The sequence below is a fragment of the Stenotrophomonas sp. TWI1183 genome (genome assembly GCF_039673115.1).
Taxonomy (GTDB): domain Bacteria; phylum Pseudomonadota; class Gammaproteobacteria; order Xanthomonadales; family Xanthomonadaceae; genus Stenotrophomonas; species Stenotrophomonas maltophilia_AA.
Map to the genome: position 1 here is coordinate 113,229 of NZ_JBDJKZ010000011.1, position 19,599 is coordinate 132,827.

Annotated in this window: 17 protein-coding genes; 11 read left to right on the top strand and 6 right to left on the bottom strand. The window is 68.5% G+C overall.

The window, feature by feature from the left end:
• The first annotated feature begins 13 nt into the window (after window positions 1-13).
• From kduI to ABE434_RS12060, 3 genes are all read left to right on the top strand, one after another.
• Window positions 14-862, top strand: a complete 849-nt coding sequence (kduI, locus tag ABE434_RS12050) for a 5-dehydro-4-deoxy-D-glucuronate isomerase (protein ID WP_176990787.1) — start codon at window positions 14-16, stop codon at window positions 860-862.
• 66 nt (window positions 863-928) lie between these two features.
• Window positions 929-1,684 (top strand): 2-dehydro-3-deoxy-D-gluconate 5-dehydrogenase KduD, encoded by a 756-nt coding sequence (kduD, locus tag ABE434_RS12055; RefSeq protein ID WP_128095343.1) that lies wholly within the window; start codon window positions 929-931, stop codon window positions 1,682-1,684.
• A 132-nt stretch (window positions 1,685-1,816) separates the two neighbouring features.
• Window positions 1,817-2,920, top strand: coding sequence for a GDSL-type esterase/lipase family protein (locus tag ABE434_RS12060; RefSeq protein WP_346478994.1), 1,104 nt, complete (start codon window positions 1,817-1,819; stop codon window positions 2,918-2,920).
• Window positions 2,921-2,950: 30 nt separating this feature from the next.
• Here ABE434_RS12060 and ABE434_RS12065 read toward each other — a convergent pair whose 3' ends face one another.
• Together ABE434_RS12065 and phhA are read right to left on the bottom strand one after the other, a co-directional pair.
• On the bottom strand, window positions 2,951-3,628 hold the full coding sequence (locus tag ABE434_RS12065; protein ID WP_346478995.1) for a DUF4375 domain-containing protein: 678 nt from the start codon (window positions 3,626-3,628) through the stop codon (window positions 2,951-2,953).
• Between the two features lie 286 nt (window positions 3,629-3,914).
• The gene (gene phhA, locus ABE434_RS12070) at window positions 3,915-4,811 is read right to left on the bottom strand and encodes a phenylalanine 4-monooxygenase (protein WP_346479012.1); all 897 of its coding nucleotides are present in this window, start codon (window positions 4,809-4,811) and stop codon (window positions 3,915-3,917) included.
• Window positions 4,812-4,938: 127 nt separating this feature from the next.
• Between phhA and ABE434_RS12075 the strand changes: the two genes are divergently transcribed.
• The gene (locus ABE434_RS12075) at window positions 4,939-5,421 is read left to right on the top strand and encodes an Lrp/AsnC family transcriptional regulator (RefSeq protein WP_123730980.1); all 483 of its coding nucleotides are present in this window, start codon (window positions 4,939-4,941) and stop codon (window positions 5,419-5,421) included.
• A 107-nt stretch (window positions 5,422-5,528) separates the two neighbouring features.
• Here the strand turns inward: ABE434_RS12075 and ABE434_RS12080 are convergent, their stop codons facing one another.
• On the bottom strand, window positions 5,529-6,527 hold the full coding sequence (locus ABE434_RS12080) for a patatin-like phospholipase family protein (protein ID WP_346478996.1): 999 nt from the start codon (window positions 6,525-6,527) through the stop codon (window positions 5,529-5,531).
• A gap of 239 nt (window positions 6,528-6,766) precedes the next feature.
• Here ABE434_RS12080 and ABE434_RS12085 point away from each other — a divergent pair, with 239 nt between their 5' ends.
• A complete protein-coding gene (locus ABE434_RS12085) occupies window positions 6,767-9,034 on the top strand; it encodes a TonB-dependent receptor (protein WP_179460615.1) in 2,268 nt (755 codons plus the stop codon).
• A 268-nt stretch (window positions 9,035-9,302) separates the two neighbouring features.
• Here ABE434_RS12085 and ABE434_RS12090 read toward each other — a convergent pair whose 3' ends face one another.
• Together ABE434_RS12090 and ABE434_RS12095 are read right to left on the bottom strand one after the other, a co-directional pair.
• The gene (locus ABE434_RS12090; RefSeq protein ID WP_346478997.1) at window positions 9,303-10,151 is read right to left on the bottom strand and encodes a phosphatase PAP2 family protein; all 849 of its coding nucleotides are present in this window, start codon (window positions 10,149-10,151) and stop codon (window positions 9,303-9,305) included.
• A gap of 109 nt (window positions 10,152-10,260) precedes the next feature.
• A complete protein-coding gene (locus ABE434_RS12095; RefSeq protein ID WP_346478998.1) occupies window positions 10,261-11,091 on the bottom strand; it encodes an ATP-binding cassette domain-containing protein in 831 nt (276 codons plus the stop codon).
• Between the two features lie 150 nt (window positions 11,092-11,241).
• Between ABE434_RS12095 and ABE434_RS12100 the strand changes: the two genes are divergently transcribed.
• The 6 genes from ABE434_RS12100 to ABE434_RS12125 all read left to right on the top strand — a co-directional run bounded on the left by ABE434_RS12100 (window position 11,242) and on the right by ABE434_RS12125 (window position 18,898).
• A complete protein-coding gene (locus ABE434_RS12100) occupies window positions 11,242-12,444 on the top strand; it encodes a fatty acid desaturase (protein WP_176990302.1) in 1,203 nt (400 codons plus the stop codon).
• 3 nt (window positions 12,445-12,447) lie between these two features.
• A complete protein-coding gene (locus tag ABE434_RS12105) occupies window positions 12,448-12,825 on the top strand; it encodes a hypothetical protein (protein WP_346478999.1) in 378 nt (125 codons plus the stop codon).
• Between the two features lie 75 nt (window positions 12,826-12,900).
• Window positions 12,901-13,713 carry a bifunctional DNA-formamidopyrimidine glycosylase/DNA-(apurinic or apyrimidinic site) lyase gene (gene mutM / locus ABE434_RS12110; protein WP_346479000.1) on the top strand — a complete coding sequence of 271 codons (813 nt, stop codon included), beginning with the start codon at window positions 12,901-12,903 and terminating at the stop codon, window positions 13,711-13,713.
• Window positions 13,714-13,778: 65 nt separating this feature from the next.
• On the top strand, window positions 13,779-14,342 hold the full coding sequence (locus tag ABE434_RS12115; RefSeq protein WP_176990299.1) for an ECF-type sigma factor: 564 nt from the start codon (window positions 13,779-13,781) through the stop codon (window positions 14,340-14,342).
• Window positions 14,343-14,372: 30 nt separating this feature from the next.
• A complete protein-coding gene (locus tag ABE434_RS12120) occupies window positions 14,373-17,204 on the top strand; it encodes a protein kinase (RefSeq protein ID WP_346479001.1) in 2,832 nt (943 codons plus the stop codon).
• Between the two features lie 92 nt (window positions 17,205-17,296).
• On the top strand, window positions 17,297-18,898 hold the full coding sequence (locus ABE434_RS12125) for a glucan biosynthesis protein D (protein WP_346479002.1): 1,602 nt from the start codon (window positions 17,297-17,299) through the stop codon (window positions 18,896-18,898).
• On the opposite strand, the gene ABE434_RS12130 is transcribed toward ABE434_RS12125, so the two are convergent.
• Complete coding sequence (locus ABE434_RS12130) at window positions 18,899-19,519, bottom strand: thymidine kinase (RefSeq protein WP_176990296.1); 621 nt, start codon at window positions 19,517-19,519, stop codon at window positions 18,899-18,901.
• Between the last annotated feature and the right edge of the window lie 80 nt (window positions 19,520-19,599).

Sequence of the window (19,599 nt, forward strand, 5' to 3'; positions counted from 1 at the left end):
CTCTGGAGACGCCATGTACTGCAAGACCCATTACGCCACCCATCCCGACGCCATCAAGGGCGCCAGCAATGACGACCTGCGCGATCTGTATCTGCTCGATGGTCTGTTCAACGCCGATGCGGTGACCCTGAAGTACACCCACTACGAGCGCTTCGTGCTCGGCGGTGCGGCCCCGGTCAACGGCCCGGTCTCGCTGCCCAAGCAGACTGAACCCGCCTCGGCCGCTGGCCATGCCTTCCTGGAGCGCCGCGAGCTGGGCGTGATCAACGTCGGCGCCGGCAGCGGCACCGTCACCGTGGACGGCACCGTGTTCAAGCTCGGGCCGAAGGATGGCCTGTACGTGGCCATGGGCAGCGAAGACGTTGTGTTCGCGTCCGATGACGCCGCCACCCCGGCGCAGTTCTACCTGGCCTCGACCCCGGCGCATGCGCGCTTCGAGACCAAGGCGCTGTCGATCAAGGACGCCGTGGCCCTGGACCGTGGCGCGCTGGAAACCAGCAACGAGCGCACCATCTACCAGTACATCGTGCCGGCGACCTGCCAGTCCTCGCAGCTGCTGCTGGGCCTGACCGTGCTCAAGCCGGGCAGCGTCTGGAACACCATGCCGCCGCACCTGCACGACCGCCGCAGCGAAGTCTATTTCTACTTCGACCTGGGCCAGAACGACCGCGTGTACCACTTCATGGGCGAGCCGGACGCGCAGCGCCACATCGTCATCCAGAACAACGAAGCCGTCGTGTCGCCGCCGTGGTCCATCCACATGGGCGCCGGCACCAGCAACTACGCCTTCATCTGGGCGATGGGCGGCGAGAACCTGGATTACACCGACATGCACGTGCTGGACATCTGCCAGCTCAAGTGACCCCGACGCGCCGTCGGCATCGCGCCGTCGGCGTCTGTTACGCATTGGACAAGGACTACATACGCAATGGCTAATCCGTTCAGTCTGGAAGGCAAGGTCGCCCTCGTCACCGGTGGCAACACCGGCCTGGGCCAGGGCATCGCGGTCGCATTGGCGCAGGCCGGTGCCGACGTCGCCGTGGCCGGCATCCAGCCGCCCACCGAGACCATCGCGGCCATCACCGCGCTGGGCCGCCGCTGCCTGGCGATCGAAGCGAACCTGATCAGCATCGAGCCGGTCGAGCGCGTCATCCGCGAAACCATCGAAGGCCTGGGCGGCCTGGACATCCTGGTCAACAACGCCGGCCTGATCCGCCGCGCCGACGCGGTGGATTTCAGCGAGCAGGACTGGGACGACGTGATGAACGTCAACATCAAGTCCGCGTTCTTCATCTCGCAGGCCGCCGGCCGGCATTTCATCGCCCAGGGCCGCGGCAAGATCATCAACATCGCCTCGATGCTGTCCTTCCAGGGCGGTATCCGCGTGCCGTCGTACACGGCCAGCAAGAGCGGCATCGCCGGCATCACCCGACTGCTCGCCAACGAATGGGCCAGCAAGGGCATCAACGTCAACGCGATCGCCCCGGGCTACATGGCCACCGACAACACCGCCGCGCTGCGCGCCGATGAGGACCGCAACAAGTCCATCCTCGACCGCATCCCGGCCGCACGCTGGGGCACCCCGGAAGACCTGGGCGGCACCGCCGTGTTCCTGGCCTCCAGCGCCTCGGATTACGTCAACGGCGCGGTGCTGCCGGTTGATGGCGGTTGGCTAGCTCGGTAAGCGACACCACCGAACGATGCGCCCACGCGGGCAGACGATGGGCGCCCTTGGGCGCCCATCTGTCATTCAGGCACCCCATCTGCCCGGTAGTGCCGGCCGCTGGCCGGCAGCTCTCCACCCAGGAGCATGACCATGCTGCGTTTGCTGTTGTCCCTGTCGCTGCTGCTCGCCGCCCCCAGCGCGCTGTGCGCGCCACACCGCATCTTCATTGCCGGGGATTCCACCGCCGCCGCGTACGGCCCGGAGCGCGCGCCACAGGCCGGCTGGGGGCAGGCATTGCAGACCTATCTCGATCCCACCGTGTGGGAGGTCCGCAACCACGCCAAGGGCGGCCGCAGCACGCGCAGCTTCATCGACGAGAAACGCCTGGACGCCATCGCCGCCGAGCTCCAGCGCGGCGATGTGCTGCTGATCCAGTTCGGCCACAACGACGCCAAGTTCGAAGACCCCACGCGCTACGCCGAGCCCGGCAGTGCGTACCCGCAGTACCTCCTGCGCTACGTGCAGCTGGCCCGCGACAAGGGCGCCACGCCGGTGCTGATCACCCCGGTTGCGCGCCTGCTGTACGACTTCGGCTCACTGCTGGACACCCATGCGCTGTACACCCAGGCGATGAAGCAGCTGGCCACGCGCGAGCAGGTCGCGCTGATCGACCTCAACGACAGCTCCACGCGCTGGATCCGCGCATTGGGCGAGCAGGGCGCGCGGCCGTACTTCCTGTTCGTGCCCGAACAGAACAAGGCCGATGGCACGCACTTCAGCACCGCCGGTGCGGATGCCGTGGCATGCCTGGTCGTGCGCGACTGGGTTGCGTCGCAGCCCACGCTGAAACCCGCGCTGAAACGCGATATCGATTGCGACGTGCGCAGTGCAGGGCAGGGCGCGGATGCATCCAAACCCTCGCGCGTGGTGCACGAGCGCGACATCGCGATCACCCAGCCTGGTCCGCATGGTGGCGCCGGCCCCACCACTGCGTATCCGTTCTTCGCCGACGACACCGACCTGCCGTTCGTGCTGCGCAAGCGCGTGTTGCACAAAGGCGCCGGCATCGGCCTGCACCCGCAGCACAAGGACGAGATCTACTACATCGTCAGCGGGCGTGGCAGCTATGTGCTGGACGGCAAACAACACGACGTGGCGGCAGGCGACGCGCTGCTGACCCGCACCGGCAGCCTGCACGCGCTGCAGCAGGTGGGCGACGATGACCTGGTGGTGCTGCTGGCCTATCCCCGGTAGGTACCGACCGGGGGTCGGCACCGGGCGTACTCACGGCTGCGGGCCTGCATCCGGTTCCGGCCCGAAATGCAGCACGCCGAGCCTGGCCAGGTCATCGGGCCCTGCGTAGTACGCCTCTTCAAACTGCTCCAGCGCGTCCTGCTCCGCAGGCGTCATCGCCTCGTACAGATCGCTCAACTCGGTCACCGCCGGATCATCCTCAAAACGATCCAGCAGCCCGCGCATGCCGGCCAGCGCCGCATGGGTCTGGTCCGCACCCATGGCACGCAGCCCCTGCAGGGCCAGCTGGCAGGTGGGGTCGCCCCAGTTGCACAGGAACTGCATGAAGCCGCCGTTGTTGATGTCCGCCTCCATCCGCCACAACGCCACCAGCAGCTGGTCCTGCGCTGACAGCGCATCCAGTCTCCAGTCCAGAGCGTGCAGCCGCTGCATCGCGTGCTCGTAGCGCGCATCCCACAGCAGGTCCAGCACGTAGACCATGCCGGTGGCCGACGCCGGCGACAGCGCCGGCCAGTTCGTGCCGAGGCCGTCGTCGGTCAACACCCACTGTGCACGCTGCTTCGCCGACGCCTTCTCCAGCCGCGGGTTGCGCGTGAGGAACTCACCCACCTGCGCGCCGCTTGCCAGCTGCAGGTACACGTGGGTGGCGTCGAAGTGGATGGATTGGATGCGGAACGCGGACAGGGGCATGGCGTTGGACAGCGGCACGTGAAGGTCCAAGACCTTAACAGAGCTCAATCCATCCCCCGGTAGAGCCGACCGTTGGTCGGCTGCTCCACATCCATGCCGCCCGCTGCACTGTCGCGCGAACGGCAGCCGACCAACGGTCGGCTCCACCGATCAGGCATCGCCGCCGTCTTCCAGCCTTCGCCTGCTTCCTTCTGAAGCAGGCCACACCAGCGGGTAGAGCCGACCGTTGGTCGGCTGCTCCACATCCAACCCGCCCGCGGCAATGGCGCGCGAACGGCAGCCGACCAACGGTCGGCTCTACCGATCAGACGTCGCCGCCGTCTTCCCAGCCTTCACCGGTGCCCTTCTGGAACACCGTGTCGCCGTCCTGCACGTCACCGGCGGCCAGATGGTCCTTGGCCTCCAGTGCCGCGTAGATCGGGGTGAAGTCCGGCGCGGTCGCCTCCATCAACTGCTCGAAGCTGTCGATGACGAAGTAGGTCTTCTGGAACGTATCGATGCGGTAGCGGGTACGCATGATCCGCTGCAGGTCGAAGCCGATGCGGTTGGGCGCGGCCGATTCCAGCGAGTACAGCGATTCGCCCTTGGACGACACGATGCCGGCGCCGTAGATGCGCAGGCCTTCGTCGGTGTTGATCAGCCCGAACTCCACCGTGTACCAGTACAGGCGAGTGAGGTGCTGCAGCGCCTCGGGGCCGATCGCATGCGCCTTGACGCCACCGCGGCCGTAAGCGGCCATGTAGTCGGCGAACACCGGGTTCATCAGCAGCGGCACATGCCCGAACAGGTCATGGAACATGTCCGGTTCGGCGATGTAGTCGATCTGGTCGGGGCGGCGGATCCACCAGGTCACCGGGAAGCGGCGGTTGGCCAGATGGTCGAAGAAATCCAGTTCCGGCAGCAACCCCTCCACCCCCACCAGCGTCCAACCGGTGGCGGCGCCCAGCACCTCGTTGAGCTGGTCGAAGCGCGGAATCATGTGCGCGCTCATGCCCATCTCGTCCTGCGCGTGCAGGAACTCCTTGCTGGCGCGGCCTTCCAGCAGCGCACGCTGGCGCTGGTACAGCGTGCTCCAGGTGGCGTGGTCGTCGGCGGTGTAGGTGTCCCAGGGCTGTTCCACGATCGCGGTGGTATACACCGGCACGTATCCCTTGTCGGTCTGCTGGTGTTCGACGCGGCGCGGGGCGGTGGCGGTTTCCATCGTGGTGGTCTCCTGGGAAGTCATCTAACGATCCTAGGGCAGGGCGCGCGCAAGAGGTTTGCAAAGTTGCGCGGATATGGCCTTCTGGCGCAAGATCATTGCGTCCACCTCATGTTGCGGGGCAGCAATGACCGGAATTGCCCAGTTCGACCGCACGGATCTGCGCCTGCTGGCGGAAATCCAGCAACACGGCCGCGCGACCAATGCCGAATTGGCTGCACGGGTGAATCTGTCCCCGTCGGCCTGCCTGCGGCGCGTCCAGCGGCTGGAGAGCGAGGGCGTCATCGCCGGGTATGGCGCGCGCCTGGAGCCGCGCCAGATCGGCCTCGGCCTGCAGGCCTTCGTCCGGGTGCAGCTCGAGAAGCACGACCAGCACGCCATCGGCGTGTTCGCCGACAGCGTGCTGATCTGGGATGAGGTGGTGGCCTGCCATGCGCTCACCGGCGACATGGACTACCTGCTGCACATCTATGTGCGCGACCTGGAGCACTTCTCCAGCTTCCTGCTCGACAAGCTGCTCAATGCCGCCGGCGTGGCCGACGTCAATTCCAGCTTCGTGCTGCGCACCGTAAAGGACTTCCGCGCGCTGCCGTTGTCGCAGCTGGAATGACGCGGATCGCCCTCCCGATCGCACGGTAGAGCCGACCGTTGGTCGGCTTCGTGGAGACCAGAGCCAGGAGCAGCCGACCAACGGTCGGCTCTACCGGTGGCGGGGCTTCAGCCCTCGCACTTTTCCTTGCGCCCCATCAGCCGGCCCACGCGCGAAGGCTCATCGCACTTCGGCTTGGGCGGCGGCGGGGCCAGCGCGGCAGCACGCGCCTTCTGCAGCTGCTGGACCTTGGCGCGGATCTGCGGCATCGCCGCCATCGCGGCCTTCTCACCTTCCAGGATCGCGTTGTTGCGCTGGCCGAAATCGGCGGCGCCGATGTCGAGCACCTTGGGCCGGATGATCACGTCCGCGCGTGCCAGCTCCTGCTCGCCCAGGCGCTGGCCCATGATCGAGATCGACTGGTTGACGATCCCGAGCATGCCGGTCGGCGCCTTGCCGCTGGCCTTGCTGGAGATGTCCACGGCGATCACGATGTCCGCGCCGAGCTGGCGCGCCGCATCGACCGGCACCGGGCTGACCACGCCGCCGTCGATGTAGTTGTATTTGCCGATCTTCACCGGTTCGAACACGCCCGGGATGCTGCTGGACGCACGCACCGCCTGGCCGACATTGCCGCGCACGAACACCGTGCGCTCACCGGTTTCCAGCTGGGTGGCGACCGCGGCGAAGGGCTTGCTCAGTTTTTCGGCGGGGCGGTTGTCGACCTGCGCGTTGACGTAGTCCTGCAGCTTCTGGCCCTGGACCAGGCCGCCGGAGAACAGGCGCACGTCGCGGATGCTGGCTTCATCCAGGGCAACCGCCCTGGACTGCATCTGGAACGCGTCCATGCCGCTGGCATACAGCGCGCCGACCACGCTGCCGGCGCTGGTGCCGGACACCACCACCGGCTCGAAGCCGTTGGCCTCCAGCATCTTGATCACGCCGATGTGGGCGAAGCCCTTGGCCGCGCCGCCGCCCAGCGCGATGCCGATCTTGACCGGCTTGGCCGGCGTCACCGGAACGGCCGCCGGCGGCGGGGTCGGGCGCACGGGATCACCGCCACAGCCGGCCAGCAGGCCGAGCAGGGCAACGGACAGCGTCAGGCGGGTACGGCGCAGTGAAGTCATCGGCGTGGCAACTGAATGGGCATCGAGGGCCGCCAGCATACCGAAGCGTTGTCGGGACCGGCAGGACAGCGGAGTAGGGCATTCAGGCCGTGACGGGGGATGCCGGGCCGCGACCGCCGTCACAACGCGCGCTCCCGGAAGGGGGTAATGAATAGCGGTTGTTTGCGGCTCTGTTGCTGTACTGCAACAATTGTCTGGTAGCGCCGGTCCACCACCCCTCCCAACACAGCCTAAACGCCATGTTCCCGAACCGCACTGCCCACGGCCGTTTCCCGTCCGTGCACCCGCTCGTTGTCGCTCTTGCCGCCCTGCTGCCATTGACGGCCGCAGCCCAGGATGCCCCCGCCACCAAGGATCCGGTTGCCCTCGATACGCTGCAGGTCACGGCACAACGCCGCGTCGAAAACGCCAAGGACGTGCCGGTCTCGATCTCGGCGATCCAGGGTGAAAAGCTCGACGTGCTCGGTTCGGCCGGCGATGACATCCGCTTCCTGTCGGCGCGTGTGCCCAGCCTGAACATCGAATCGTCCTACGGCCGTGCCTTCCCGCGTTTCTACATCCGCGGCCTGGGCAACACCGATTTCGACCTCAATGCCTCGCAGCCGGTGTCGCTGGTGTATGACGACGTGGTGCAGGAAAGCCCGCTGCTGAAGGGCTTCCCGCTGTTCGACCTGGCCGGTGTGGAAGTGTTGCGCGGCCCGCAGGGCACGCTGTTCGGCCGCAATACCCCGGCCGGCGTGGTGAAGTTCGATTCGGCGCGTCCCTCGCAGGATGCCGACGGGTACATCAAGGTCGCCTACGGCAGCTACAACACCTGGAACACGCAGGGCGCCTACGGCGGCCCGCTGACCGACCGCTGGTCGGCCCGCGTCTCCGCGCTGTACCAGCGCCGCGACGACTGGGTCACCAACACCCGCCAGGGCGCACCGGCGCAGGGCTTCGAAGGCTATGACGAAGCCGCCGCCCGCGTGCAGTTCCTGTACGAAGGCGATGATGTCGAAGCGCTGTTCAACCTGCACAAGCGCAAGCTCAACGGCACCGCGCGCCTGTTCCGCGCCAACATCCTCAAGCCGGGTACCAACCAGCTGGTCGAGAACTTCGACCGCGATGAAGTCTCGACCGATGGCCAGAACTTCTCCGACCTGGAAACCTGGGGCGGCAGTGCGCGCCTGAAGTGGGACCTGGGCCGCGTGACGCTGCACTCGATCACCGGCTACGAGACTGCCGAATCGCTGAACCACGGCGACATCGACGGCGGTTACGGTGCCAGCTTCCTGGGCGCCGGCAACTACGGCCCGGGCAACATCCCGTTCGCCTCCGAATCGGCCGATGGCCTGCCGCACCATCGCCAGTGGACCCAGGAATTCCGCGTGGAATCCAATGAGTGGGGCCGCTTCGACTGGCAGGCCGGCGTCTTCTACTTCGATGAAGACGTCACCATCGACAGCTTCAACTACGACTCGCTGACCCCGGGCAATCCGCAGACCGGTCACGCCGTGCAGCAGCAGCGCAACAAGGCGTGGGCCGCCTTCGCCTCCGGCGATTTCGACGTGACCGAGCGCTTCAAGCTGCGCGGTGGCGTGCGCTACACGCAGGACAAGAAGGACTTCAGCGCGAGCGTGCTGCAGGCCGTGCCGTTCGGCACCCCGGTCAGCGGCCCGTACATCGCCAAGACCGACGTCAACGACGTCAGCTGGGACCTGAGCGGCGTCTACCAGATCACCGACAACCTCAACGCGTACGCCCGCGTGGCCAAGGGCTTCCGCGCGCCGTCGATCCAGGGCCGCCTGGCCTTCGGCGGCGTCTCGCAGGCCGATTCGGAGAAGGTGATCTCGTACGAGGCCGGCATCAAGGCCGACCTGTTCGACCGCCGCGCGCGCCTGGGCTTCAACGTGTTCCGCTACAACGTCGACGGCCAGCAGCTGATCGCCGTGGGTGGCACCAACAACACCGCGACCCTGCTCAACGCCGACAAGACCCTCGGCCAGGGCGCCGAGCTCGACTTCGAAGCCTACCTGACCGACCACGTCCTGCTGACCCTGGGCAGCAGCTACAACGACACCGAGATCAAGGACAAGGATCTGGCGGTGGCGATCTGTGGCGGTGGCTGCACCATCACCGACCCGACCACGGTCATCGATGGCGGCACCTACGCGCTGGTCAACGGCAACCCGCTGCCGCAGGCGCCGAAGTGGATCCACAACCTGACGCTGCGCGCCGGCTTCCCGGTCAACGATGCCAGCGAGTTCTACGTCTACACCGACTGGGCCTACCGCAGCGAAGTGAACTTCTTCCTGTACGAGTCGCCGGAGTTCCGCAGCCGCTCCTCGCTGGAAGGTGGCCTGCGCCTGGGCTACAACTGGGATTACGGCCAGTACGACGTCGCCGTATACGGCCGCAACCTGACCGACCAGGTCCGCGTGGTCGGCGCGATCGACTTCAACAACCTGACCGGCTTCCTCAACGAGCCGCGCACGTTCGGCCTGGAGTTCACCGCAAAGTTCTGATGCACGTCATGCGGTAGGTGCCCACCGATGGTGGGCACGCTGTTGAAACGAAAACGGCGCGGAGAAATCCGCGCCGTTATCTTGTGTGCCGCCATCGTCGCGCCGACCGCCGACCGCCGACCGCTGTATCGCCAATCGGTACCGCCGTATCGGTAGTGCCGTATCGGTAGTGCCGGCCGCTGGCCGGCTCTGCACCCTGTTGGGCACCGCGAGGAGCCGGCCAGCGGCCGGGTCTACCCACAATGCCATGCCATCGACAGGTGTCGCCTTACAACGCGCTCGCCGGCCGCACCTTCAACACCGCTTCTTCAGCCGCGCAATCCCGTGCCGAATGCAGCCCCGCCCTGCGTGCCGCGGCGATCTCCTTGCGCGCCGCCAGCAGGTCGCTGTTGAACGCGGCGTTGTCATGCAGGCGTGCCACGGCGGCCGCGCCCATGAAACGGCCTTCCAGGATGTCGCTCTGCCAATGCACGTTGCAGACCAGACGGCTTTCGCCGTAGTTGCGGCCGCGTGCCTGGATCGCATCGGCGCGGTCCGGAACGATCTCAGACAGGATCAGCGCCCACGCCCAGCCGATCGAGGTGTGGCCGGAGGGATACGAGCCGTTGCCGCGCAGGTCCTGCTCGTCTTCCGGCGAGCAGGTGGGCTCACCATTGACCATGAACGGCCGCGCGCGCTGGTAGTGCTTCTTCGCGGTGCGGGTGGCGGCGCTGGCATCGATCCGGCTGCGTTCCAGCAGGCGGTACAGGGCCGGCGTCTTCACCGCGTCCACATCGACATCGATCGCGCACGAGAACTGGTTGGCACCCGCCGGGAAGGCGAGTTCGGCGTCGCGGTGTGCCTGCTCGAAGCGCGGGCTGCCGCGCAGGGCACGGGCTTCACGGCTGACCTGTTCGTCCAGCGCGAAGCCGGCCGAGCCGGCGGCCGGCGGCGCCGGTACCAGCGCCAGGCTCGCCGGCACGGCAGCGCCCTGCAGGTAGCCGACGGCCTTGGTGGTGACCGAGGCTTCCACCGCCGTGGTGCGCGGCGCAGCCGTCGACGAACAGCCGGCGAGGGCGGCGAGCAGGGCGGTCGCCAGCATCGGGCGAACGGCAGCGGAGCGCAGGGACGAGGACATCGGCAGGTCTCGAAGAAGAGGGGAGCGGCATGATCGCAGCTTCATCCTTCAACGACAGCGGCCGTTCGTCATCCGGCCAGATCCGGCATGGCGTGCCCTCGGGCAGCGCTCAGCCCGCGAACGCACTCAACCGGCCGGCCTGTTCCACCACCCGGATCGGGCCGCCGAACAGCTCGGACAACGGCGCATCGCGCAGCAGCTCGGCACGCGCGCCATCGGCGAGGATCTTGCCGCCGCGCAGCATCACCACCCGTTCGATCTCGGGAATGATCTCCTCGATGTGGTGGGTCACCAGCACCAGGGTGATGCCCTGGCGGGCGAGATCACGCATGGTGGCGATCAGCTGCTCGCGGGCGATCAGGTCCAGCCCGGTGGAGGGCTCATCCAGCAGCAGGGCCTGCGGCCGATTGACCAGCGCGCGGGCGATCAGCACGCGCCGGGCTTCCCCGGCAGACAGCTCGGCATAGCCACGCTGCAGCAGGGGCAGGGCACCGGTCATGGCCAGGGTTTCACGCGCGCGGTCGCGCATCTCCGCGCTCACTTCACGGAAGGCCGGCACCACGAAGCTGGCGAAGAAGCCGGTCAGCACCGCTTCTTCCACGGTCAGCCCGGGCATGTCGGAGAGGTTGCTGCTCAGATCGCCGGTGACGATGCCCAGCTGCGAGCGCAGCCGGTCGACCTGCCAGCGGTTCTGGCCGAGCACGCGCACCGCCACCGTGCCATCGCCATGCGCCAGCGGGTAGAGCTCGCGGGTGATCAGCTTGATGAAGGACGACTTGCCGCAGCCGTTGGGGCCGAGCAGGGCGGTGTGCTGGCCCTGTTCGATGCGCAGGCTGAGATCGTGCAGGACCCGGACCTGGCCGCGGATGACACAGGCGCGGTCGAGCTCGATCAGGGGGACGGGGGAGGCCGGCACCACCGGCGAGGCTGCGACTGTCATGAATGCGGGGGCATGCTCACGAAGGTAAGGGAAGAACTGAATGACTGCGCAAAAATGGCATCAGAGGGATGAAGTTTGCAACGTCAGGCCCCATCATGTCCGAAGGTAGCCCTGTTTCCTTGACGGCCGACTGCGGCCCGGAGTCCTGCGATGTTCGATACGCTCCTCAACTTCCTGACCGGCGGTGTCGTCGGCCTCGGCTGGTGGGGCATGGGCCTGGTGCTGCTGGTGTTCACCCAGCTGACCATCTTCGCCGTGACCCTGTATCTGCACCGCAGCCAGGCGCACCGGGGCGTGGATTTCCACCCGGTCATCGCGCACTTCTTCCGCTTCTGGACCTGGCTGACCACCTCGATGATCACCAAGGAGTGGGTGGCGATCCATCGCAAGCACCACGCCAAGGTCGAAACCGATGAAGACCCGCACAGCCCGGTGACCAAGGGCATCGGCATGGTCTTCTGGCGCGGCGTGGAGCTGTACCGCGAGGCCCGCGCGATGCGCGCGGACATCGAGCAGTACGGCCGCGGTGCCCCGGACGACTGGATCGAGCGCCACCTGTACACGCCGCACGCCAATCTCGGCCCGGTCGCGCTGCTGGTCATCAACAGCGTGCTGTTCGGCCTGCCCGGCGTGGCCCTCTGGGCGATCCAGATGGCGTGGATCCCGTTCTGGGCCGCCGGCGTCATCAATGGCCTGGGCCACTGGTGGGGCTACCGCAACTTCGAATCGGCCGACACCTCCACCAACCTGACGCCGTGGGCGTTCTGGGTGGGCGGTGAAGAACTGCACAACAACCACCACGCCTTCCCGAGCTCGGCGCGCTTCTCGATGCGCCGCTGGGAGTTCGATATCGGCTGGGCGGTGATCCGTGGCCTGCAGGCCCTGCGCCTGGCCAAGGTGCTGCGCGTGGCACCGAGCATGGACGTGCGCCCGAACATCGCCGTGCCCGATGCTGAAACCCTCAAGGCCCTGCTGTCGCACCGCTTCCAGGCAATGACCGACTACCAGCGCAACGTGTTCGTGCCGGCCCTGCGCGAAGAGGCCGCGATGGCCGGCGCCAAGCTGCGCAAGCTGCTGCCGCGTCGGATGCGCCGCGGCCTGGTCAACGACGGCCGCTGGCTCAAGCCGGATTGCCGCGCCCAGCTCAGCACCTGGGTCGAGCAGCGCCCGCGCATCCGCGTGCTGGTCGAACACCGCGCGCGCCTGGCCGCCCTGCTCGAGGCCCGCGGCAACGACGCCGCCGAGCGCCTCAAGCTGCTCCAGGCGTGGTGCCACGAAGCCGAAGCCAGTGGCATCGCCGCGCTGCAGAACTACGCCGCGCGCCTGAAGGGCTACGCACTGACGGCACACTGATCGATGCGCCTCCCGCCCGGGAACGTGTCCGCGAAACGCCGCCTTGTGCGGCGTTCTGCGTGTCTGGGCCTGGCCGTTGGCCTGTTCGGCGCGACGGCACAGGCGCAGGTCACCGACACCGGCAGTTACCTGCAGCGCATGGACACCGACGGCGATGGCCGGGTCAGTGTGGAGGAGTACGTGCAGTGGCTGCTGTACGCCTTCGATCGCATGGACCGCAACGGCGATGGCGTGCTCGGCGCCGATGAGCTGCCCGGTGGCAAGGGCCCGCCGATCACGCGGGCGCAGCAGCGGCAGACGCTGGTCCAGCGGTTCCACAAACAGGATGCCAATGGCGATGGCTATCTGAGTGCGCGCGAGCTGGCGGCACCGCCGCGCTGAGCCTCGCGCTCGGACCGTAGCGGGGCAGCGCGCCGCTCTACCGCGGTTCATCGGGGGACGCCTTAGAATTGCGCCATGCCCGAGCTCCCCGAAGTAGAAACCACCCGCCGCGGCCTTGCGCCGCATCTGGAAGGCCGTCGCGTCCACGGTGTGATCCTGCGCCGCCCGGATCTGCGCTGGCCGATCCCGCCGGAAGTCAGCGAGCAGCTTCCCGGCCAGGCCATCGAGGGCGTGCGCCGCCGCGCCAAATACCTTCTGCTGGATACCGCCGTCGGCAGCGCCGTGCTGCACCTGGGCATGTCCGGCAGCCTGCGGGTGCTGCCCGGCGATACCCCGGTGCGGGCGCACGACCACGTGGACATCAGCCTGGACAACGGCCGGCTGCTGCGCTTCAACGACCCGCGGCGGTTCGGCAGCCTGCTCTGGCAGCCCGCCGGGGAGACCCATCCGCTGCTGGCCGGACTCGGCCCGGAGCCGCTGGATGAGGCGTTCGACGGCGACTATCTGTTCGCCCGCAGCCGCGGCCGCAGCGCCTCGGTGAAGACCTTCCTGATGGGCCAGGCCATCGTGGTCGGCGTCGGCAACATCTATGCCGCCGAGAGCCTGTTCATGGCCGGGATCAACCCGCTGCGCGAGGCCGGGCGGATCTCGCGCGAGCGCTACCAGCGCCTGGCCGACGCGGTGAAGCAGATCCTGACCCACGCCATCACCCGCGGGGGCACCACCCTGCGCGATTTCATCAATCCGGACGGGGCGCCGGGGTATTTCGAGCAGGAACTGCTGGTCTACGGGCGTGAAGGCGAGCCCTGCCGCCAGTGCGGCCGGCTGCTCCGCCACGCCACCATCGGCCAGCGTGCCAGCGTCTGGTGCGGGCACTGCCAGCGCTGAATCGTCGCGCGCCTGTCGCTCCCCCGGCGGTATAGTCCGCCCAACATCACCGGCGGGGGTGTGCGATGGACGAAGGACCGGATATCACCGTGTGGCTGGATTCGGCCCGGGCGGGCGACCGCGCCGCGCTCGACCGGGTCCTGACCCTGCTCTATCACGAGCTGCACAGCATGGCCCGCCGGCAGCTGGCCGGGCAGCAGGGACGCACCCTGGATGCCACCTCGCTGGTGCACGAGTCGTACCTGAAGCTGCTCGGCTCCCGCGGCGCGGCGCGCTTCGAGGATCGTGCGCACTTCTTCGCCTATGCGGCCTCGGCGATGCGCAGCGTGGTCGTCGATTACGCACGCAACCGGCTGGCCCGCAAGCGCGGCGGCGATCTCAAACGGGTGGAACTGCCCGAGAACAGCAGCAGCGGCGTGCGCCTGGATGAAGACCTGCTCGCGCTGGATGTCGCGCTGGCACAACTGCATGCGGTGGATGCGCACCTGGCCAAGGTGGTGGAACTGCGTTATTTCGCCGGCCTCTCCGAACAGGAGATCGCCGATCTGTGCCAGCGCTCGGAGCGCAGCATCCGCCGCGACTGGCAGAAGGCGCGCATGTTCCTGCTGGCCTCGGTCGGGGAGTCCTGAACAGCCACGCATCGTCCGGGGAGAGGAGCGATGGAGGCGTCACGCTGGCGGCAGCTGTCCTGCCTGCTGGATCAATTGCTGGAACTGCCCGAACCGGCGCGTGAGCAGCGGCTGCTGCGCCTGCGCGCGGAGGATCCCGGCCTGGCCGACGACGTGGAGCGCCTGCTCGCCCACGAGCGCGACAGCCACGAGTTCCTGGCGCAGCCGCTGTGGACCGCCGCGCCCGAAGACAGCCGGGTCGGCACCCGCGTCGGCCCTTACCGGTTGCTGCGTCCGCTCGGCGAGGGTGGCATGGGCGAGGTCTGGCTGGCCGAGCGCGCCGACGGTCTGTACGAGCGCCAGGTCGCCCTGAAGCTGCTGCGCAGCGGCTACGCCGACCCCGGCCTGCGCCAGCGCTTCAGCCGCGAGCGCGAGATCCTGGCCCGGCTGCAGCATCCCAACCTGGCCCAGCTGTTCGATGCGGGCGTGGACCTGCAGGGGCAACCATACCTGGCGCTGGCCTATGTCGAAGGCGAGCCGATCACCGACCACTGCCAGCGGCTGGCGCTGCCGCTGGAGCGCCGCCTGCAACTGATGCTGCAGGTGTGCGCGGTGGTCAGCCACGCGCACGCCAACCTGATCGTGCACCGCGACCTGAAGCCCTCCAACATCCTGGTCACCGCCGATGGCGAGGTGAAGCTGCTGGACTTCGGCATCGCCAAGCTGCTGGACGACGACGACGGCAAGCCGCCCGCGCATCCGCCCACCGAAGCGCGCGCCTTCACCCTGCACTATGCCGCGCCGGAACAGGTACGTGGCGAGCCGGTCTCCACGCTCACCGATGTCTACTCGCTGGGTGTGGTGCTGTTCGAAGTGATCACCGGCCAGAAACCCTACCGGTTGCGCCGGCACAGCGATGCCGAGTGGGAACGCTCGATCCTGGAGGTGCAGGCACCGCGTGCCTCGTCGGTGATGGCGCGCCTGGCCGCCGCCGGTGGCGAGCACGCGGTGGCCGCCCGGCGCCTGTCACGGCGCCTGCGGGGCGACCTCGACACCATCCTGCTCAAAGCCCTGCAGAAGGAGCCGGCGCAGCGCTACCCCTCGGTCGAAGCACTGGCCCAGGACCTGCGCCGTTTCCTCGAAGGCCGGCCTATCCATGCGCGTCCGCAGCACGTGGGCTACCGGCTGCGCAAATACCTGGGCCGGCATCGGTGGGGCGTGGCGCTGGGCAGCGTCGCGGTGCTGGCCCTGCTTGCCCTGGCGCTGACCGCGCTGTGGCAGATGCAGCAGGCGCGCCGCGAGATCGCGCGGGCCCAGGCCATGCAGGATTTCACCGTGGGGTTGTTCGACCGCGCCGCCGGCGTGCGCCACGGCAGCTTCGATCTTCGCCAGCTGCTGGCGACCGGACAGCAACGCGGCGAGGCCGAACTGCGGGATCAGCCGCTGTCGCTGGCCGAGCTGGAAGGGGTGATCGGCCGGCTCCGGATCGGCATGGGCGACTACCAGCTGGCGCTGCAGACGCTGGACCGCCAGCGCGCGCTGCTGGAGGAGGTCGGCGAGGTCCCGCCGACGCTGCAGCTGGAGGCCGTGACCCAACGCGGTCGTGCGCTGCGCATGCTGGGCCGCTCGCGCGACTGCGTGACCCACCTCACCCCGATGCAGTCGCTGGCCACGGAGTACCGCCTGCGGCTGCCGGCGGCCGTGGCCGCGTACCACACCCAGCTCGGCCGCTGCCAGCAACTCCTCGGCTACCGCGACAACGCGCGCGCCGCTTTCGGCCAGGCGCTGGTCCTGCGCCGCGACATCCTCCGCGATACGCCCGGCACCGCTGAGAGCCTGGCCGACCTTGCCGCGCTGGACAGCGACGATGGCCGCGCCCCGGCGGCGCTGGCCGGTTACCGGCAGGCGCTGCAGCTGCTGCAGGCCGATGCCACGATGCGGTACCCGCAGCTGATCGCGCTGCGCCGGCACATGGGCGAGAGCCTGGCCGCGCAGGGGGACCTGGACGCCGCCGAGCAGGCATTGCGGCTGGCAGCTGCCGATGCGGTGACGCTGTATGGACCGGACCATCCCGAGACCCTCTCGATCCGCCGCCTGCGCGCCCTGCTGGCGATGCAGCGGGGCGACCTCGAGCAGGCACAGGCCGAGCTGCAGCAGATCCATCGCCTCACCCGGCAGGCGCTGGGTGAGCAACACCGCGATACCGGGCTGAGCTGGCACGCGCTGGGTCGGCTGGCCATGGAGCGCGGCGACAGCGCCACCGCCCTCGATGACTTCGCCCGGGCCGTGGCGATCTGGCGGCAGCCCGATTGCGTGGGACTGCTGCCGCAGGGCCTGTACGACCAGGGCGAGGCCTTGGCCCTGGCCGGGCGTTGGCAGGCCGCCCTGGCCGCCCTGCATGAGGGGCGGCAGTGGCAGGCCGCGCAGCGCGGCGATGACGATGCCTCGGTGCAGCAGGCCGACCGCCGCATGGCCGAGCTGGTCAGCGCGCACGGCGACCCGCGCCAGGCCGGGGAGCAGCTGGCCGCGCTCATGCCCCGGGTGGACCGGGCCGGGTCCGCCGGCCCGACCCTGCAGCGTGCGCTGCAGCTGGCCTGGGGGCGCAACCTGGGCCGCATGGGCCAGACCGTGGAAGCCCGCCGCGCGCTGGCGCCCCTGCTGGTGGGCGACACGGCCGACCCCGAGAGCCGCGCGCTGCGCTGGCGCGCCCGGGCGGCGATGGCCGAACTCGACTGCCGCGGTGCACCGGCGCGTGCCCGCGAGGCGCTGGGGCAGCTCCACCAGACGCTGAAGACGCAGTTCCCGCAGGGGGGACAGCTGGTCGCGGAGGTGGAGCGGGCACGCCAGGCCTGCGCATCGGCGCAGGTAGCCGCCACTCCCTGAGCGCGCTGGCTGAACGCTGCGCCGTATTCACCTCGGCGAATTAACGTCTGCGTGCCTATGATGGCCGGCCCTTCCCTGCCATCGCTGCCTGCATGCAACGACGCGACTTCCTCCGCAATGCCTCCGTGGCCCTGGCCGCCTTCGGCCTGCCCGCACTGCCGGCCTGCGCCGCGCAGGGCAACCAGGTCGGCCTGCGCCGGCTCGGCCAGCCGCAGCCGTTCGACTTCGCCTCGCTGAAGGGGCAGGCCCGCGCGCTGTCCCAGGCCGCTTATCAGAGCCACAAGCGCACGCTGCCCGGCCCGGTCGAAGCGCTGGACTGGGACCAGTACCAGTCGATCCAGTACCGCCAGGACCATGCGTTGTGGGCCGACCAGCCCGGCCGCTACCAGGCCAAGTTCTTCCACCTCGGCCTGTACTTCCACTCGCCAGTGCGGATGTTCGACGTGACCGACGGCAAGGCGCAGGAGCTGGCCTATGACGGCGCGGCGTTCGATTACGGCAAGAGCGGCCTGAAGGGCAGCCACCTGCCGGCCGACCTCGGCTTCGCCGGTTTCCGCCTCAACACGCGCAAGGACACCAACCGCGACTTCGCCGCGTTCCTCGGTGCCAGCTATTTCCGCGCGGTCGGCAAGGAAGGCCAGTACGGCCAGTCCGCGCGCGGCCTGGCGATCGACACCGGCATGGGCAAGCCCGAGGAATTCCCGGACTTCATCGCCTACTACCTGGAGCAGCCGGCGGCGGACTCCGACACGCTGGTGGTGTACGCCCTGCTGGATTCGCCGAGCACCACCGGCGCCTACCGCTTCGCGATCACCAACGGTGACGTGCTGCTGATGGACATCGACTGCGCGCTGTACCCGCGCAAGGCGATCGAGCGGCTCGGCATCGCGCCGTGCACCAGCATGTACCAGGTGGGCGAGAACGACCGCCGCATGGCCTGGGACTGGCGCCCGGAGATCCACGATACCGACGGCCTGTCGATGTGGACCGGGGCCGGGGAATGGATCTGGCGCCCGCTGTGCAACCCGTACAACCTGCGCTTCAACATGTTCGTGGACAACAATCCGCGCGGCTTCGGCCTGCTCCAGCGCGACCGCAACTTCGATCACTACCAGGACGACGGCGTCTTCTACGAGAAGCGGCCGTGCCTGTGGGTGGAACCGAAGGGGCAGTGGGGCAAGGGCTCGGTGCAGCTGGTCGAGATCCCGACCGTGGATGAGACCTTCGACAACATCGTGGCGTTCTGGAATCCCGAGGCCAAGCCGCAGCCGGGCCAGGAGCTGCTGCTGGGCTACCGCCTGTACTGGGGCGCCGAGCCGCCGGCCCGCACGCCGCTGGCGCACTGCGTGGCCAGCCGTACCGGCCTGGGCGGGGTGATCGGCAAGAAGCGCGCGTATTTCTCATGGCGCTTCGCGGTCGATTTCGAAGGCGGCGAGCTGGCGGCGTTGATCGACAAGGGCGAGGTGGAAGCCGTGGTCCAGGTCAGCCGTGGCCGCACCGAGATCGTCTCGGCGCGCCCGCTGCGCGAGATCAAGGGCTACCGCGCCATGTTCGACGTGGTGCCACCGGATGACTCGACCGAGCAGATCGACATCCGGCTGTACCTGCGCAGTGGTGGCAAGACGCTCACCGAAACCTGGCTGTACCAGTACAGCCCGCCGCCGAAGGGCGCGCCGGAACGCACGTTGTACTGATCAAAGCGGCAATGGGACCTGTGCCGGGTCGATTCTTCCCTCGCCGCGCGTGATCTTCTTGAACTCCGCGCGGCTCACCGACACGTAGCGCTCGTTGCCGCCGATCTCCACCTGCGGGCCGTCCTGCACCGCGTGGCCGTGCTCGTCCACGCGGACCGTCATCGTGGCCTTCTTGCCGCTGTGGCAGATGGTCTTGATCTCCTGCATCTCGTCGGCCCAGGCCAGCAGGTACTGGCTGCCTTCGAACAGCTCGCCGCGGAAATCGGTGCGCAGGCCGTAGCAGAGCACCGGGATGCGCATCTGGTCGACCACCTCGCTGAGCTGCCAGACCTGGCTGCGGGTCAGGAACTGCGCTTCATCGACCAGTACGCAGCCCAACGGGCCGTGCGTGCCGATGTCGTCGGCGATCAGCTGCTGCAGGTCGGTGTCCTGCTGGAACGCGATGCCGTCGGCCTTCAGGCCGATCCGCGACGCGACCACGCCGCGCCCCGCGCGATCATCCAGCCGGGGGGTGAGGATGGCCACGCGCATGCCCCGCTCGCGGTAGTTGTGCGCCGACTGCAGCAGGGTCGTGGTCTTGCCGGCGTTCATCGCCGAATAATAGAAATAGAGCTTGGCCATCGGCCAATTCTAGACGCCCGGCCGCCTCTCGTGGCTGCCGGGCCCATGGCAGCGGACGCTTTCGTCCGCTGCCATCGATC

What these genes read in the sequence shown, in the direction of transcription:
- kduI (WP_176990787.1), top strand. Translation starts at nt 14, where the DNA reads ATGTACTGCAAGACCCATTACGCCACCCATCCCGACGCCATCAAGGGC.
- kduD (WP_128095343.1), top strand. Translation starts at nt 929, where the DNA reads ATGGCTAATCCGTTCAGTCTGGAAGGCAAGGTCGCCCTCGTCACCGGT.
- ABE434_RS12060 (WP_346478994.1), top strand. Translation starts at nt 1,817, where the DNA reads ATGCTGCGTTTGCTGTTGTCCCTGTCGCTGCTGCTCGCCGCCCCCAGC.
- phhA (WP_346479012.1), bottom strand. Translation starts at nt 4,811, where the DNA reads ATGGAAACCGCCACCGCCCCGCGCCGCGTCGAACACCAGCAGACCGAC.
- ABE434_RS12075 (WP_123730980.1), top strand. Translation starts at nt 4,939, where the DNA reads ATGACCGGAATTGCCCAGTTCGACCGCACGGATCTGCGCCTGCTGGCG.
- ABE434_RS12080 (WP_346478996.1), bottom strand. Translation starts at nt 6,527, where the DNA reads ATGACTTCACTGCGCCGTACCCGCCTGACGCTGTCCGTTGCCCTGCTC.
- ABE434_RS12085 (WP_179460615.1), top strand. Translation starts at nt 6,767, where the DNA reads ATGTTCCCGAACCGCACTGCCCACGGCCGTTTCCCGTCCGTGCACCCG.
- ABE434_RS12090 (WP_346478997.1), bottom strand. Translation starts at nt 10,151, where the DNA reads ATGTCCTCGTCCCTGCGCTCCGCTGCCGTTCGCCCGATGCTGGCGACC.
- ABE434_RS12095 (WP_346478998.1), bottom strand. Translation starts at nt 11,091, where the DNA reads ATGACAGTCGCAGCCTCGCCGGTGGTGCCGGCCTCCCCCGTCCCCCTG.
- ABE434_RS12100 (WP_176990302.1), top strand. Translation starts at nt 11,242, where the DNA reads ATGTTCGATACGCTCCTCAACTTCCTGACCGGCGGTGTCGTCGGCCTC.
- ABE434_RS12105 (WP_346478999.1), top strand. Translation starts at nt 12,448, where the DNA reads ATGCGCCTCCCGCCCGGGAACGTGTCCGCGAAACGCCGCCTTGTGCGG.
- mutM (WP_346479000.1), top strand. Translation starts at nt 12,901, where the DNA reads ATGCCCGAGCTCCCCGAAGTAGAAACCACCCGCCGCGGCCTTGCGCCG.
- ABE434_RS12115 (WP_176990299.1), top strand. Translation starts at nt 13,779, where the DNA reads ATGGACGAAGGACCGGATATCACCGTGTGGCTGGATTCGGCCCGGGCG.
- ABE434_RS12120 (WP_346479001.1), top strand. Translation starts at nt 14,373, where the DNA reads ATGGAGGCGTCACGCTGGCGGCAGCTGTCCTGCCTGCTGGATCAATTG.
- ABE434_RS12125 (WP_346479002.1), top strand. Translation starts at nt 17,297, where the DNA reads ATGCAACGACGCGACTTCCTCCGCAATGCCTCCGTGGCCCTGGCCGCC.
- ABE434_RS12130 (WP_176990296.1), bottom strand. Translation starts at nt 19,519, where the DNA reads ATGGCCAAGCTCTATTTCTATTATTCGGCGATGAACGCCGGCAAGACC.